Source organism: Lacunimicrobium album (assembly GCF_052161635.1).
In the GTDB taxonomy this organism is placed as follows: Bacteria; Planctomycetota; Planctomycetia; order Planctomycetales; family Planctomycetaceae; genus SXPC01.
Map to the genome: position 1 here is coordinate 2,517,648 of NZ_CP197413.1, position 15,594 is coordinate 2,533,241.

Below are 15,594 nucleotides of genomic sequence, written 5' to 3' on the forward strand. Positions count from 1 at the left end.
CGTCAACCGCAGAGATCCCAAGGTATTCACAAAAAAAGACGCCCCGCTTTTCACAAGCGGGACGTCTTTCTGAGTTATCGAGTCGCCTAAGTGACGATTAGTTCTGCCCGACCGCGACGGCAGGGGTTGCCTTCTTCGGCTTGTTGACAAGATCATAGCGATCCAGATTCATGACCTTTGTCCACGCGGCGATGAAGTCATTAACAAACTTCTCTTCCGAGTCGCTGGTCGCGTAAACCTCAGCGGTTGCTCGCAGTTGCGAGTTGGAGCCGAAGACCAGATCGACCGAGGTCGCGGTATACTTCATCTTGCCGGTCTTGCGATCGCGTCCTTCAAAGAAGTGATCACAGACAGCTGACTTCTTCCACTCGGTACTCATATCGAGCAGGTTGACGAAGAAGTCATTGGTCAGCGCCTCCTTACGATCCGTGAAGATACCCATGCCGGGGATGCCGACATTGGTATCGAGGACCCGCATCCCGCCGACAAGGACCGTCATCTCAGGAGCCGTCAGCATCAGCTTCTGAGCACGATCGATCAGCAGCTCTTCCGCTGGTCGATCAAGCCCATGGCTGTAATAGTTACGGAAACCATCAGCCTTCGGTTCGAGGTAAGCAACAGAGGCGACATCCGTCATCTCCTGAGTCGCGTCGGTACGTCCTGGATAGAACGGCACCTTCACATCATGACCAGCATTTTTGGCTGCCTTCTCAATTCCCGCAGAACCAGCCAGGACAATGATATCCGCCAGAGAAATCTTCTTGCCATTCTTCTGAGCGGCGTTGAAGTCTTTCTGAATCTTCTCGAGCTTGGCGAGAACCTTCTGAAGTTCAGCAGGCTCATTGACCGCCCAGTCCTTCTGAGGAGCCAAACGAATCCGGGCACCGTTGGCACCACCACGCTTATCGCCGCCACGGAACGTTGAAGCAGAAGCCCACGCAGTCGAAACAAGTTGAGAAACAGACAGGTCGGATTCAAGAATCTTCTTCTTGAGTGACGCAACGTCCTGCTCATCAACGAGGACAAAGTCGACCTCGGGAACAGGGTCCTGCCACAGTTGTGGTGGTGGAACTTCGTTACCGAGCAGGCGAGCAGCAGGCCCCATGTCGCGAGTCGTCAGCTTGTACCAGGCTTTGGCAAAGGCGAGCTCGAACTCTTTTGGATTCTCCTGGAAGCGTTTGGCGATCTTCTTGTACTCGGCATCCTGCAAGAGAGCAAGGTCCGTCGTGAACATGATCGGCTGGTGCGTCTTGCCCTTGATGTGGGCATCAGGAACAGTCCCAGCGGCGCCGTTATCCTTAGGAACCCAGACAGTCCCCCCGGCGGGCGTCTTCTGCTGAACCCACTCGAACTTGAAGAGGTTATCGAGGTACTCGGAAGAGAACTGTGTCGGCGTCGATGTCCAGGCCCCTTCGAGTCCTGAGGTCATAGTCAACTCAGCGTTGCCTTTGCCGACCTTGTTCTTCCAGCCAAAGCCTTGCTCTTCCAGCGGAGCCGCTTCCGGTTCAGGTCCAATGTTGGACGGAGCAACCGCACCGTGAGCCTTGCCGAACGTGTGACCACCAGCGATCAGCGCGACAGTTTCTTCGTCGGACATCGCCATGCGGGTGAAGGTCTCGCGAATATCTTTAACGGCCGTCTCCGGCTTGTGATTCGCGTTCGGGCCTTCTGGATTGACATAGATCAAACCCATCTGGACGGCAGCCAGTGGTCGCTCAAGTTCACGATCACCCGTGTAACGCTTGTCCCCCAGCCAGACACTTTCAGGTCCCCAGAAGATATCCTTCTGAGGTTCCCAGACATCTTCACGACCACCCGCAAACCCGAAAGTCTTCACGCCCATATCTTCGAGGGCACAGTTGCCAGTGAGGACCATGAGGTCCGCCCAGGAAATCTTGTTGCCGTACTTCTGCTTGATCGGCCAGATGAGACGACGGGCCTTATCGAGACTGGCGTTGTCCGGCCAGCTGTTGAGCGGTGCAAACCGCTGCGTGCCGTAACCAGCCCCGCCGCGACCATCTTCCACGCGATACGTCCCCGCGCTGTGCCAGGCCATACGAATGAAGAGCGGACCATAGTGACCATAGTCCGCTGGCCACCAGTCCTGAGAGGTGTGCATCAATTCCTTGATGTCTTTTTTGACGGCCGCGATGTCGAGCTTGCTGAACTCTTCAGCATAATTGAAATTCGGGCCCATCGGATTACTCTTGGTCGAGTTCTGATGGAGGATGTCGATGTTGAGCTGGTTCGGCCACCACTGGTCGTTGGACATCGAGCCCGCCAGCGTGGTCCGGTTAGGACCAGCCGATTCACCCATGACGGGACACTGCGCGATATCGGCGGCAGGTTTTTCCTGAGCCTTCATCGTGCGAGCGGAGGTCAACACCGCCGAGGTGATCATGGCTGCGATAGCTAAGCGATGATAAGAGGAGCGCATGAGCATAATTCGTGTCCTTCGAACATTGATGGAAAAACGTGAGACCAGAAGACACCAGCCGACGCGCAATGGATTTCAGGCTGGTCTCTGCTTAGTATCATATCAGATGTTCAATGTTTCCAATGTATTTTGGTTGTAGGAGCTATGCGTTGAAAGCATGGCAGCTTTGCGACGAACAAGAACACGTTTCCGGGAAACCAGCATTCGTACACTGCCGCAACGTCTCTGAATTCCTCATTTCTGCACCCAAGCCTGACTCAACTCTTCCATCTCGTGCAATCGATTCCTGTGTTGACAAACTCCGTCACACAACCAGACGATACTCTCATGCACGCCCACGACCACGATCATGACATCCCCGAAAACTTCTCCCGCGCCTTCGCCATCGGTATCGGACTCAATGTCCTCTTCGTGATCATCGAAGCTGCCGCCGGTTTCTGGACCGGTTCCCTCATGCTCCTGGCCGATGCAGGCCACAACCTCAGCGACGTTCTCGGCCTCGTCCTCGCCTGGGGTGGCAATTACCTCGCCACCTTTCAATCCAGCAACCGACACACCTACGGCCTCCGCAGCACAACGATCCTCGCTGCCCTCGCCAACGGTCTCCTCTTACTCATGGCCATCGGCGGCATCGCCTGGGAATCCATTGAACGCTTCTGGGCTCCCGAAACAACCGCTGGCCCCCTCATCATCGCGACCGCCAGCGTCGGCATCGTCATCAACGGCATCACGACCATGCTCTTCGCCAGTGGCCGACACGGCGACCTGAACGTCCGAGGAGCCTTCCTCCACATGGCCGCTGATACCCTCGTCTCTCTCGGCGTCGTCATCGCAGGTCTAGGGATCATGTGGACCGGCGCAACCTGGATCGACCCCACCGTCTCCCTTCTCATCGCCGCCATCATCCTCTGGAGCACTTGGGATCTTCTCAGACGCTCCTTCCACCTCGCCATCCTCGGCGTCCCCGACAACATCGACATCGAAAAAATCCGCAGCTACCTCGAGTCGCTCCCCGGCGTGACCAGCGTTCACGATCTCCACATCTGGGCCATGAGCACCACCGAAAACGCCCTCACCGTCCACCTCGTCCGTCCCGACTCCACCAACGACGACGACCTCCTCGGCCAGATCTGCACCAACCTCGACCGCCAGTTCAAAATCGCCCACCCCACCATCCAGATCGAACGCTGCCACGAAGCCGCCGCCTGCCGCCTCGCCCAGGGCGACTGCGTCATCATAGGCAAAACAGGCAACGCAGGCTGCCACAACGATCATGATCACGACCATGACCACGATCACTCCTAACCAACAGGGTAGTCCAAGTTGCCCCCAACCCCAAAAGGGTAGTCCGGGTTGTCCCCAACCCGGACGGCGAAGCCGCTAGAAACACGTCGAGCGCGCATCGAACGTCCATTCCGTGTTTCCTGCGTACCAAGACCGCGGGTGGTCCAGCCGTTCATGGCTGGATCGACGAAGTCGACAAGAAGCGAGCGTCATGCGGTTACAACTCACATCAATACCGCAAGTTCAGACAGGAAGCGTATGGTGACGCTTCTTGTTCGCGGTGCTCACCCAGCCATGAACGGCTGGGCCACCCGTCGCAAGAAACACATCGAATGCACTCTGGACGCCCATTCCCGTGTTTCTCTCGTGCCGAAGCGGCACGCCCGGGTTCGGGACAACCCGGGCTACCCTCTCCCCAAATGAAAAAATTGCAAATCGAGGTAGCCAAAAACTTCGCGATCCGTTACGACATGATTTCGTGAATGGATTCTCAGACGATTAGCCAAGGACGGCTTTATGTACAAACTGCTTCTTTGCGAGCGGTATCTGAAGACACGTTTCATCGCTCTAGCCAGCGTGATCAGTGTCATGCTCGGCGTCGCGACGATGATCGTCGTCAACAGCGTGATGGCTGGCTTCGCAACGCAGATGAAGGACCGGATTCACGGCCTCCTCGCGGATATTATCGTCGAATCACACAGCCTTGATGGCGTCGATAATCCCGATCGCCAGATGGCTCTGGCCCGCCATGCAGCCGGCCCGTACATCGAAGCCATGACGCCGACGATCGAAATCTACGGCATGATGAACTTCTACTACGCCGGTCAGTGGATCACCCGCCCGGTAACGCTCCTCGGCATCGATCCCAAGGGGAAATCCGAAGTCGGTCCTCTCAAAGATTACCTCGAAAGTTACCAGGTCAAGACCACCACCACCGGCCCTGCCGAACACGGTCGCGAAGTCGTCCCCACCTGGAATCTGACTCCAGAAGCCCAGAAATACCGGGAAGACAAAACTCGCCTCATGCTCGACCAGCAGGCCTGGATGCAGGACGAGTCGCAGATCTTCAACGCCAATTCCAACTTCGCCCGCCTCGATGATGACGGCGTCTCTCTCGGCGTTCCACCTGCTCCGACCAAACCTCAAACCGAAGTCGCTGCAGAAGGAATTGTCCAGACCTCCATGCACGCCGATGGCAAGACAGCTGGCGAAATCAACCCCTGGGAAACAGCTGTGAGTGGTTCCGAACTCAATTTCGAGGACCCTTTCGGCCAAACCATGTCCTCTCAGTCCAAAGAGCCAGTCGATCCCGCTGCTCCGATGGCGGCCCGTGTCTACGTCGGCAAAGGCCTCATCAGCTATCCCTACAAGGATCCTGAAACCGGCAAGATGGAAACCTTCATGATGGCTCGCCCAGGCGACGACGTGAAGCTCTCCACCATCACCGCAGGCCGCCCACCGCAACCTGCTCACTTCTCAGCCACCATCGTCGATATCTTCAAGTCCGGCATGTCCGAGTACGATTCCAACCTCGTCATGTGCAACCTCGAAGACCTCCAGCGCGTCCGCGGTATGCTCGTCGAACAAACCGGCCAGCGTTCCATCTCCGCCATCCAGATCAAACTGAAAAACTACGCCGATGCCGACGTCGTCGTCAAACTCCTTCAAGATGCCTTCCCCTCTCACCAGTTCTCCGTCAAAACCTGGGAACAAAAGCAAGGCCCGCTCCTCGCCGCTGTGGAAGTCGAATCCGCCATCCTCAACGTCCTGCTGTTCCTGATCATCGCCGTCGCAGGCTTCGGCATCCTCGCGATCTTCTACATGATCGTTGTCGAGAAGACCCGCGACATCGGCATCCTCAAAGCCCTTGGCGCCTCCTCGTCAGGCGTCATGTCGATCTTCCTCTCCTACGGACTGGGCCTGGGCATCGTCGGCTCAGGCGTTGGTGTCGCTCTCGGACTCCTCTTCGTCGAGTACATCAACGTCATCGAAGGCTGGATCACCGTTCTAACCGGCCGCAAAGTCTTCGACGAAACCATCTATTACTTCCCGGAAATCCCGACCGTCGTCTCGCCGATGATGGTCTTCTGGGTCGCCTTCGGAGCCATCACGATCGCCGTCCTCGCCAGCGTCCTGCCAGCCCGACGCGCCTCGCGACTCCACCCCGTCAAAGCCCTGCGTTACGAGTAGTATTGCGCATGCGAACAACTATCAAAAACTGAATTAGACACAGAGATCACAGAGCACACAGAGCGAGTTAAAACAGAGACCCAGGTATTCCTCGGTGATCTCTGTGACCTCTGTGTCATTTTTCAGGTGAAGCACTTATGTCGATCGAAACTGCTACCATCCCCGCCGTAAAGCCTCAGTCGGTCAACAGCGTCCTGTCGATGCAGCCACTTCAATTGTGCGCAACCGCCATCGATAAAGCCTACATGAAGGGCGAGATGAAAGTCCCCGTCCTGCAAGGCGTTGACCTCTGCGTCCGCAAAGGCGAGTTCCTCTCCATCGTCGGCCAGTCCGGCTCCGGCAAGAGCACCTTGCTGCACCTGCTGGGCCTCCTCGACTCACCCGACATCGGCGAAGTCTGCCTCGATGGCCAGCGCATCGACGACCTCCCCGCCCGCACCAAAGACCAGCTCCGCAACCGCATCTTCGGCTTCATCTTCCAGTCGTATCACCTCCTGCCCGAACTGACCGTCCTCGAAAACGTCCTCGTCCCCGCCATGATCCGCGAATCGATCTGGGGCTACCTCAAAAATCGCTCCGCCTATCGAGACCGTGCCCGCGACATCCTCAACAAAGTCGGCCTCACCCACCGCCTCAAACACCGCCCCTCCGAACTCTCCGGCGGCGAAATGCAACGCACCGCCATCGCCCGCGCTCTCGTCACCAATCCACAGGTCCTCCTGGCTGACGAACCAACCGGCAATCTTGACGCCTCCACCGGCCAGGAAATCATGGACCTCATCGGCTTCCTCAACGAAGACCAGAAACTCACCATCATCATGGTCACTCACGACCAGATGATCGCCAAACGCAGCAGCCGCATCGTCCAACTCAAAGCCGGCCGCATCGACACCATCACCCAAAACATCGCCGCCTAACCTCTAAGGCGAGCGGGGGGTGTCAACCCCCTGTCTTCATTTCCCACATTTGAACAGCACTCGCCGCACCGAACCCAGGTCCCTATTTAGAGTCATTCTTCTGATTGTGTCCAATCGTTATTGAACTTTGATTCATCGCAGGACTTCTTTAGATGGGGACATCGACCGTCAGGATTGGCAATCGTGGCTTCTGGGTCATTGATGGACTGCTTGAAGTTTGGCTGAGATTTCTTTCACTCCATGTGGAAAGTGGTGATGAAGATAATTGCATTGAGCATCAAATTCGAAATCAATGGCTTTTCGCCTCGCTAGGCTATTTGAATGGATGCGTCCTCGAAGGCCTCGAAGAAGCAGTTTCCACACCGAGGGGCGAACAGACGGTCCGCAATGCCATAAATTCTCTCATGAAATCGCTAAAGGTAGCTCCACAAAAGATTAGCAAAGATGTCCTGAATCTCATGTGGCCGAGAAATCAACCTGGCCAATTCGACAGTGACTTGGATACATGGCGACTGATTGAGCTCGGTCAAGCGTATCTCGACTTACTCGATGGCAAGATCACATCTGCCCCAAACAAGAACCAACTTTTTCCAGGATGTGGTCCCGAAAAACCTTCCTCATCAAACTCGCCTGAGTGTTAGATCAATTTCGCGGGCTCCTACCATGTTACCGAACCGTTCGAAGTGCTGATTGTCTCTCCTCTATTCCTAGGCGGAGTAAACTCGATCCGCTAAATTCGACATTGTCTTCTCTGTATAACCCTGTGTCCTCTGTGGTGAAAACTCGCTCTCATGCCCAAACTCATTTACCTCAACAATAAGCTCGTCCCCGAAGAACAAGCCATGGTCAGCGTCTTTGATCACGGCCTGCTATACGGCGACGGCATCTTCGAGGGACTGAGAATCTACAGCAAGAAGGTCTTCCTCCTCAAAGAGCACATCGACCGCCTCTACGAATCCGCCAAAGCCATCCGCCTCGTCATCCCGATGACGCCGGAAGAAATGATCAACGCCACCAACGAAACTGTCGCCGCCAACGGCCTGACCGATGGTTATATCCGTCTGGTCGTCACGCGCGGAGCAGGCAGCCTCGGCCTCGATATCCGTCGAACTTCCAATCCTCAGGTCATCATCATTGCTGACCAGATCAAAATGTACCCGGCGGAAATGTACGAAAACGGCATGGAAATCGTCACTGCTTCGACGATCCGTAACCACCCCCAGGCCCTCTCGCCACGCGTCAAGTCGCTCAACTATCTCAACAACATCCTCGCCAAGATCGAAGCCATCGATCAGGGCAAGGAAGAAGCCATCATGATGAACCATAAAGGCGATGTCGCAGAATGCACCGGCGACAACATCTTCCTGGTCAAAAACGGCAAGCTGACGACCCCCTCCAAAGACTCCGGCATCCTCGAAGGCATCACCCGCAACGCCGTCATTCACCTCGCGAAGAAAGCCAACATCCCCTTCGAAGAAGTCACCATGACCCGTCACGATGTTTACATCGCTGACGAATGCTTCCTCACCGGCTCGGCCGCCGAAGTCATCCCCGTCACCAAAGTCGACGGCCGCCAAATCGGCACCGGCAAACCCGGCCCCATCACCCACCAACTCCTCGACCTCTTCCGCAAATACGTCCGCGAATAATCCCTCTTAGGCGAGCGGGTGGGAGCAAGGAGTTCGCTCTCGCCGAGGAGGCGAGAGTGAGCGACGCGGTAGTCTTCTCAGGGATTAACCCCCTGTCCCTTGTGCTATCAACTACCACTGCCACTCAGAGTACGCCAAAGCCACACTCTCTTTCTTTCATGGATCCCTCACCCAGTTCACACCCCCCGCTCGCCTAAACACTCCTTCGCCTCAACAAAACACCGCTCCAACCGCCCGCGAATAAACTCCATACACTCCGCCTCACGCCCCTTCTCCAGATACGGCGTCAACTCCTCCCGCGTAATCGGCTCCCCATAAACCACCCGCACCGGCTTGGGCCTGACAAACCAGGCCCCCTTCGGAAACGCCTCATACGCCCCCGCAATCCCCACCGGATACACCGGCAGGTTCGATCGTCGCATCAACGCCAGAAATCCCGGCTTGAGTTCCCCGATCGTCCCATCCAGCGAGCGGGTCCCTTCGGGAAACATCCCCACCAGATACCCCTCTTCCATCCGCTTCAAACACTCACGCAAGCTCGCCGTACTCGCCGCCTCACGATTGATCGGCATCACATAAGTATTACGCAAAATCCACCCGATCACCGGCACCTTGAACAACGAGTCCCGCGCCAGAAAACTGACCGGCCGCGTCAACGGCAGCCCGACCAGCAGCGGGTCCAGATACGACTGGTGATTCGCCACCAGCAACCCACCCCCCGACTTCGGCGAATTCTCAATCTTGTACGCCCGATAATTCAACCACAGCGCAAAAACATTCTGCAACGCAAACTGCAACGTCCGCCAATACGCATTCCGATACACCCCGACACCACGCCGCGACGACTCCAACGCTCTCACAGTTTCAACAGTTGGTTGTTCCATGCCACAATTCTAACAACCCGATAAAAAAGAAAAATGATTCTGTTGGATTCAAACTGACGCATCCGATTCTCTCCGCTAAACTATGCACAGGCACCTATTCAGTTTCAAATACACACCTCTCATGACACATCACGAGCCCATTCTCATCTCTGAAATCCGCTACCTCGACCACATCAGCTGGCCAAGGTTCTGGCTTAGTGCGCTTATCTGGCCGGTCACTTTGTCAGTTGCGATTACGGTCACCACTTTCTGGATTGCTGAAGCAAATGGCTGGACACCGCTTGTCTTTATTTCAGTCGTGTCGACCTCTGTTTTTTCAGCTTATTTCTCAATCAGCATGCTGTTGGCTCGTTTTTATCGCTATCGAATTTCTTTGAATCCAAGTGAGATTTCCATCCACGGCTGGCTCTGGACGTCAACCTTTCCGATTGATGGTCTTCAAATGCGACAGGGAGTTTTGAACGAAGACCGGAATTTCTCTTGGGCTCATTCGAAGCCGTGTTCACTGATTTATGTCGATCGACCACGCACACCACTGAAATACGCGGTCGAAATCGTCCCGCAAACTCATTTCGCCGAGCAAATCTCTTCGAGACGTCCGGTTGCAATAAAAGCGATCGCCGCGGCAATTTTCTGTATTATCGTATTCTGGATGATGGCAGTATTAGGTTATTCATGGCTTGGGTTGACGACACAGGATCGAGCCTCGTTCAGTTACGTCTGGGCAATGACAACAGCGCCCCTTTTCTTAGGCTACTACATCGGACGGCTATCATGGTATGCCTGGCTGAAAGACGCCGGCCTTCTGGAACCGCGTGACCTCCTATCGACAGGTAAGCCATTTTCTGAGTTCTTCCAGAACCTGTTAGCAGTCGCACTGATTATGGGAGCATTGCCCGACGGAACATTTACAGGACCGATGGCGCTGCTGCTGTTAATCGTCTATCCCGTGATTGACGTGCATTGTGCCCATATCGTGCGATCAGACATCGATCGAATCAAAAAATTGATCGCCTTTCGCCAGCAGTATGCAAAAAATGTCCTACTTGGTTTATTGTCAAAATAAAACTCTCATCAGCAACCGTCGACACTTAACAACACTCCCATTCTCCGTAACTCCGCGACCACTGCGTTCCAGTCTCCTCTTCCTCCCGCCCCCCTACTGCGACAAAGACTTCGACCCCGTCGGCGATCCTGCAATCGGAATCCCCGCAGGCAGCGGCCGGGCAGCCACCGTCAGCCCCGCTTTATCAAGCGTCCCGCGCAACTGCTGGTACAGATCATAGCTGTCCGGATAAACCCACATCGTCACACTCTTCTCATTCGGATTCATCGCCCTCACGCGATCGATGAACATCGAATTGGGCATCTTCGCAATCTCATACGGCTCCGATTCATCGACACCCGCATCGAACACCTCCCAGTAATTCACCCCAATCCGCACCATCCCGCCTCCCATCCGCAACTCATCAACCACCGAGATCTCCTGCTTCGATGCCTTGTACCTCAGCGAGTAACCATTGATCGGCCCGACAGTTCCATAAGTCGCCTCGCCTTTGAGCAGCTTGTCTTTATTCTGCTCCATGTCCTTCTTGACGAGTTCCACCAGTTCCAGCACCGGCACGTACGAAATCCGCCCATTCAGCAGCCGGAAGTGCGCCTCCTCTTTCACCACGATCGCCCCCATCGACGTCATCTGGTGAGTGATCTGCTTCATCGCTGGCGGCGTCTCGCCAATCTTCTGCAACACCGCTAAATGCGACTGTGCCGCCGCAAACTGCTCTTCAATCTCCCCCCGGATCTGATCCTGCTGAACCGACAGACGCGCGATCTCCGCTTTGAGCGCGTCCGTCTGCGACTGCTCACTCAACAGTTTTGAAAAGACCGCTTTCGTCGTCGCATCGAGTTCCTTCAGCTTCCCTTGTCCCAGCGCGACTTTCCCCGACAACTCATCCTCGCGTCGCTGCAATTCAGACAGACTTTCATCCAACTGCTGCAAAGCCTGACTCGTCTCGACGAGCGCCGACTGCGCTGCCGACATCTGTGTCTGCACCTGCTGATCCATGACAGCAATTTGCAGCAGCGATTGTTGATAATGTTGCAGTTCCGCCTGCAGCGATATCTGCTTTTGCTGCTGCAATTCAAACTGCTGACGACGAGATAGATTCGCCTGCTCCACCCGCGCATTCTGCTGCTGACGCTGCGCAAGATCCTCCAGCGTCGGCCCAGCCGGAACCGGAGGACTCACCACCGCCGGCACCACGGGCTTCTCCTCCACAACCACCGCAACCCTGGCAGCCGTCTCTTCCCGCTGACGTCGCGCATTCTCCCGCGCCTGCACCCCCACACGAATCCCCATGATCACAATCAAAATGATCAACACCCCAACCAGATTCGCGACAATGTCGAGAAACGAGTCAGACCCAAATTCCATCTCACCAGGTTGTGCTCGTCGTGACATCACTTACACCTGAAAAAACACGGCAAACTTCATCATCACTTCATTGCTTTGTCATGAGTCATTAGTCGTGAGTCATGAGGAAATGCACGAACCTAAAACCTCATGACTCATGACTCACGACTCATGACTCCCCTCACCGAAACGCCTGATCCAGATCCGGCGACGCGACACTCGATCTCGCCTCCAGCGTCTGCTCCACCGTAATCGGTATCCGCAATGACTTCAGCGACGTCTCGATGCGCGTGTAATGCCGATTCCCCCCCGGGCTGACATAAAACTTGATCGAAGGCGTCCAATAAAACCCCTGCGGCGGCGACTTCCAGCTCGCCACTTCCGCCTCCAGCATCCCCCAGAATATCTTCCGGAACTGCTCGGACGACTGAATATTCACCAGCGACACAGGTCGACCGTCGCCGAACTGCATCTGCTCGGCATCGAGACTGACCGCCACTCGTTTCTCAATCCCGATCTGCCCCGCACGATTCGTCATCGCCCCCTTCGCCAGTAGACGCGTCACCGACTCCGGCGCCGAGTCCGATCCCTCCGCTGAACTCGCATCCTTGGCGACCTGCTCCCAGGTCGTTGCCTGAGAAGCCGTCGCACCAGACCGAATCGTCGGCGACTCCTCTTGATTCTTCGGCGCCACCCCGCGGACGGAGTTCGGCGAACTCACCGTGAAGTCAGGCCGACTCGAGTTATTCTCTCGTGACTCATCCGTCGCCGCAGAATTACTCGTCGCATCGAAATGCCCCGCCTTCGGATCAGCGGCCATCTCACTCTCACTATTCCCGCGACCCTTCTGCCCCCCTTGAGCACCACCTCGCATCGGCGAACCAGACTCCGGCATCCCACCCGCTGGCGGACTTCCACTACGGAAGGCGCTATCCCCCTTCGAGACCATTTCCGGGAAACCCCCACGAGACGACGACGTCACATTCTCCGCCAGTCGATTCCGCGCCGCCAGCGATTCCGCAACCGCCTTTTCGAGGACCTTCTTCGCCTCTTCATTCAACGGCGGCACGGCGATCGGAACATTGTCGCTGATCAGCTCATACCCCATCTCTGTTTCGAGCGGATGCAGATACTTCCGAGCCGCATAGAAGGATTCAATCCCCGATGGTCGCACAATCAGCAGAATATAAGGTCGCTGTCCCCCCGACTGAATCTGTCCTTCCCAATACGACATGAGCGCCTTCGTCCCCGCCAGCAACGGATTGAATCCCGACGTAAACCCCTTCATATCCACCGGCCCCAGCGTCAGCCCTTCCGGCCGGAACTGCAGCCCCTCTCGCGAACACTCAATCAGAATCGGATAGCGCGACGTCCCCGTCTTCGAATCGACGGGCACAATCTGATATCCCTCCATCGCCGACTTGATCGCCTTCTGCTTCTCATCCAGAGCCGTTGCAATCTTCTCCGCCTGAGCCTGTGTCTGAGCCAGCTTCTCACTCGACTGCGTCAAACTCTGCAGCAACGCAGACCGCTCCTGTTCCAAAGCCGCCTTCTCCGCAGCGATCGATTCCAGCCTTGCCTGCGCCTCAACAAGCTTCCGACGTGACTCTTCTCCTGTCATCGCCAGCGACTTCGCCGACAGCTGAGATGATGACTGCTGACGAGTCGCCTCCTCGAGCTGCGATTGACGCACACCAACCATCTGCTGCTGACTGACCAGCCGCGAATTCACATCCGTCAGCTGAGCCGCATTCGCGTCCAGTTTCGCCTGCCCACTTGCAATCTGCTGCTTGAGTTCCGCAACCTGCTGCTCCAGCGCAGACAAGTCAACCGACGGAAAACTCAACTCCGCAAGCGCCACAGGCAACTCAATAACAGGCACCGCAGCCACCGGCTCCACCGGGACGGGCAGGGCAGTCACCTCCGGCACAACGACCGGAACTCTCTCCTCAACCGCACTCTTCGACTCAGCCGCGTAAACATCCTCACGAATCATCCGCGTCACAACCAACAGCAAAAAAATGAGCGCCCCCAGCACGCACATCAGCACGGCTAGAAAAGGAAACAAACTCACTTCAATCTGTTGCTGCGAACTTCGACTCATACGAATGAATATCTCTAAGGCGAGCGGGTGGGAGCAAGGAGTTCACTCTCGCCGAGAAGGTGAGAGTGAACGACGCGGTAGTCTTTCAAGGAATTAACCCCCTGTCTTCATCTGAAAAATGTCAAACACAACTTCCCTACGCCGCATGCCGCACCCGTGTCCCCAACAACTGCACAGCCGCCGACAGCGTCTCCAGCGTCTCCTGGAACGTATCTGTCTGCTGGACCATCTGCAGATTGTGGTCGAGGCTTTCCTGCAGCACCTTCAACTGACCATGCTGACCATGCAGGCTGGCATACAGCTGAGCAATCTGTTTAAGCTCGTCGACCTGCTCCTGGAACGACGCCCGCATCTGCATCATCTGCGTGAACGACGCTTCCTGGAACTGCTGAATCTGCGTGATCGTCTCCGTCCGGAACTGATGCATCAGACGAGCCTGCTCAGAGATCGTCTCGACCCCCGCACTCGTCAACGAGGCTTCCAGCTGCTGCGACTGCATCGCGAGCGTATGCTCAAATCGATCTCTCGAATCCCGCAGCGTGTCATGCCAGGTCTTCTGATGAAACTCCAGCAGATCATGCGACTGCTGCACCAGCTCCTGGGCCACCTGCGTCTCGGCTTGCTGCAGCGACATCGGCTCAGGTGTCTTCAGCAGCCCCGGCAGCCACTGCATCCCCATGCTCTCAATGGCATCAAGGACCGAGGACTCTTTCTTACGAACCATCAAAGAAGAAAACACCAGTACCAGACTCAACAGCAGCGCCTGAGCCGTCGTATCAAACGCGACTCCCAGACCCGACGTAATTTCCGAAATATGCGACTCCAGCTGATCCGGCGTGACATTCGCAATCGCGATCGTGATCCCCAGGACAGTCCCCAGGAACCCCAGAATCGGAATTGCCCAGATGATCGTCTGAGCAAACTGATAACTCTGCCCCAGCTTCTCAAGCGCCAGCTCCGCCAGATACTTCAAATGATCCCGCATGTCCCCGTCGCTGTTATGACGCCGAAACGACACCGCATCCTGCAGCCTCTCCGCCGCATACGTCCCCCGATGCCCGTCTGCAAACTCCCCGACCCAGGCTTCATTCCCATCGATCGCCGAGACGTGACTCAGCTTCGAGCCCAACTCTTTGACCGCCGCCCGCTCTCTTCGCAGGCTGATCAGTTTATTGAGGTAGATCGCCATCCCGAAGAAAAACAGGATCTGCGAACTGATGTTGATCGGGTGACCGCAGCAATAGCGGATCAGAAACTCTCTCTGCCACGGCGAATAAGGCACCGCAGCAAAAAACGCAACATTGAGCATCACTCCCATGAAGCCCGCAGACGTCACAACGCCCAAGATCTTTGAAGAGAGTGTTTTCCCGGTATTCTGTGCAGATGTCGACATAAACCAATCCGTGGTTGAAAACGGGGAATCTGGGAAACTCCCGACCGCGCATGCCGCGTCCGCAGAGCTTCCCTGACTGATATGATCGGCATAACCCCACTCCCGACGTGACTCCCATTGTTCTGGATCGATCGCAAACCACGCCAGACACGGAACGATTAAACAAACACCGATGCGTCCAAGGATTGCTTTCACTCGCTATGGTTGTCCCGCTCCCGTCTGCTAAGATATGCTGATCTCTGGCCGATCAGGCCACGGGTATGTCTTTAAGTCGCGATGCGAACACGTCACAAATCATGGCGATCCTCAACGCAACCGGATGT

Annotated in this window: 11 protein-coding genes; 6 read left to right on the forward strand and 5 right to left on the reverse strand. The window is 56.0% G+C overall.

From position 1 onward, the window contains the following. Positions 1–97 precede the first annotated feature (97 nt). Positions 98–2,443 (reverse strand): catalase/peroxidase, encoded by a 2,346-nt coding sequence (gene katG, locus SH248x_RS09975; RefSeq protein WP_459558390.1) that lies wholly within the window; start codon positions 2,441–2,443, stop codon positions 98–100. A gap of 321 nt (positions 2,444–2,764) precedes the next feature. Between katG and SH248x_RS09980 the strand changes: the two genes are divergently transcribed. The 5 genes from SH248x_RS09980 (at position 2,765) to ilvE (ending at position 8,477) form a co-directional block, all read left to right on the forward strand. Continuing rightward, on the forward strand, positions 2,765–3,742 hold the full coding sequence (locus SH248x_RS09980; RefSeq protein ID WP_459558391.1) for a cation diffusion facilitator family transporter: 978 nt from the start codon (positions 2,765–2,767) through the stop codon (positions 3,740–3,742). A gap of 495 nt (positions 3,743–4,237) precedes the next feature. Continuing rightward, a complete protein-coding gene (locus tag SH248x_RS09985) occupies positions 4,238–5,911 on the forward strand; it encodes an ABC transporter permease (protein WP_459558392.1) in 1,674 nt (557 codons plus the stop codon). Between the two features lie 137 nt (positions 5,912–6,048). Continuing rightward, the gene (locus SH248x_RS09990) at positions 6,049–6,828 is read left to right on the forward strand and encodes an ABC transporter ATP-binding protein (protein WP_459558393.1); all 780 of its coding nucleotides are present in this window, start codon (positions 6,049–6,051) and stop codon (positions 6,826–6,828) included. Between the two features lie 152 nt (positions 6,829–6,980). After that, positions 6,981–7,469 carry a hypothetical protein gene (locus tag SH248x_RS09995; RefSeq protein ID WP_459558394.1) on the forward strand — a complete coding sequence of 163 codons (489 nt, stop codon included), beginning with the start codon at positions 6,981–6,983 and terminating at the stop codon, positions 7,467–7,469. Between the two features lie 150 nt (positions 7,470–7,619). Further along, a complete protein-coding gene (gene ilvE / locus SH248x_RS10000) occupies positions 7,620–8,477 on the forward strand; it encodes an aminotransferase class IV (RefSeq protein ID WP_459558395.1) in 858 nt (285 codons plus the stop codon). 176 nt (positions 8,478–8,653) lie between these two features. On the opposite strand, the gene SH248x_RS10005 is transcribed toward ilvE, so the two are convergent. Next, entirely contained in the window at positions 8,654–9,361 is a 708-nt protein-coding gene (locus tag SH248x_RS10005) for a lysophospholipid acyltransferase family protein (protein WP_459558396.1), read from the reverse strand. Between the two features lie 121 nt (positions 9,362–9,482). Here SH248x_RS10005 and SH248x_RS10010 point away from each other — a divergent pair, with 121 nt between their 5' ends. Then, on the forward strand, positions 9,483–10,427 hold the full coding sequence (locus SH248x_RS10010) for a hypothetical protein (RefSeq protein ID WP_459558397.1): 945 nt from the start codon (positions 9,483–9,485) through the stop codon (positions 10,425–10,427). A 93-nt stretch (positions 10,428–10,520) separates the two neighbouring features. Here SH248x_RS10010 and SH248x_RS10015 read toward each other — a convergent pair whose 3' ends face one another. The 3 genes from SH248x_RS10015 to SH248x_RS10025 all read right to left on the reverse strand — a co-directional run bounded on the left by SH248x_RS10015 (position 10,521) and on the right by SH248x_RS10025 (position 15,271). After that, positions 10,521–11,822, reverse strand: coding sequence for a hypothetical protein (locus SH248x_RS10015; protein ID WP_459558398.1), 1,302 nt, complete (start codon positions 11,820–11,822; stop codon positions 10,521–10,523). A 133-nt stretch (positions 11,823–11,955) separates the two neighbouring features. Beyond that, positions 11,956–13,878 carry a hypothetical protein gene (locus tag SH248x_RS10020; protein ID WP_459558399.1) on the reverse strand — a complete coding sequence of 641 codons (1,923 nt, stop codon included), beginning with the start codon at positions 13,876–13,878 and terminating at the stop codon, positions 11,956–11,958. Between the two features lie 136 nt (positions 13,879–14,014). Continuing rightward, positions 14,015–15,271 (reverse strand): MotA/TolQ/ExbB proton channel family protein, encoded by a 1,257-nt coding sequence (locus SH248x_RS10025; RefSeq protein WP_459558400.1) that lies wholly within the window; start codon positions 15,269–15,271, stop codon positions 14,015–14,017. Positions 15,272–15,594: the final 323 nt, after the last annotated feature.

Bases quoted from the DNA above. Each gene is read 5' to 3' on its own strand.
- katG (WP_459558390.1), bottom strand. From the start codon at position 2,443: ATGCTCATGCGCTCCTCTTATCATCGCTTAGCTATCGCAGCCATGATC.
- SH248x_RS09980 (WP_459558391.1), top strand. From the start codon at position 2,765: ATGCACGCCCACGACCACGATCATGACATCCCCGAAAACTTCTCCCGC.
- SH248x_RS09985 (WP_459558392.1), top strand. From the start codon at position 4,238: ATGTACAAACTGCTTCTTTGCGAGCGGTATCTGAAGACACGTTTCATC.
- SH248x_RS09990 (WP_459558393.1), top strand. From the start codon at position 6,049: ATGTCGATCGAAACTGCTACCATCCCCGCCGTAAAGCCTCAGTCGGTC.
- SH248x_RS09995 (WP_459558394.1), top strand. From the start codon at position 6,981: ATGGGGACATCGACCGTCAGGATTGGCAATCGTGGCTTCTGGGTCATT.
- ilvE (WP_459558395.1), top strand. From the start codon at position 7,620: ATGCCCAAACTCATTTACCTCAACAATAAGCTCGTCCCCGAAGAACAA.
- SH248x_RS10005 (WP_459558396.1), bottom strand. From the start codon at position 9,361: ATGGAACAACCAACTGTTGAAACTGTGAGAGCGTTGGAGTCGTCGCGG.
- SH248x_RS10010 (WP_459558397.1), top strand. From the start codon at position 9,483: ATGACACATCACGAGCCCATTCTCATCTCTGAAATCCGCTACCTCGAC.
- SH248x_RS10015 (WP_459558398.1), bottom strand. From the start codon at position 11,822: ATGTCACGACGAGCACAACCTGGTGAGATGGAATTTGGGTCTGACTCG.
- SH248x_RS10020 (WP_459558399.1), bottom strand. From the start codon at position 13,878: ATGAGTCGAAGTTCGCAGCAACAGATTGAAGTGAGTTTGTTTCCTTTT.
- SH248x_RS10025 (WP_459558400.1), bottom strand. From the start codon at position 15,271: ATGTCGACATCTGCACAGAATACCGGGAAAACACTCTCTTCAAAGATC.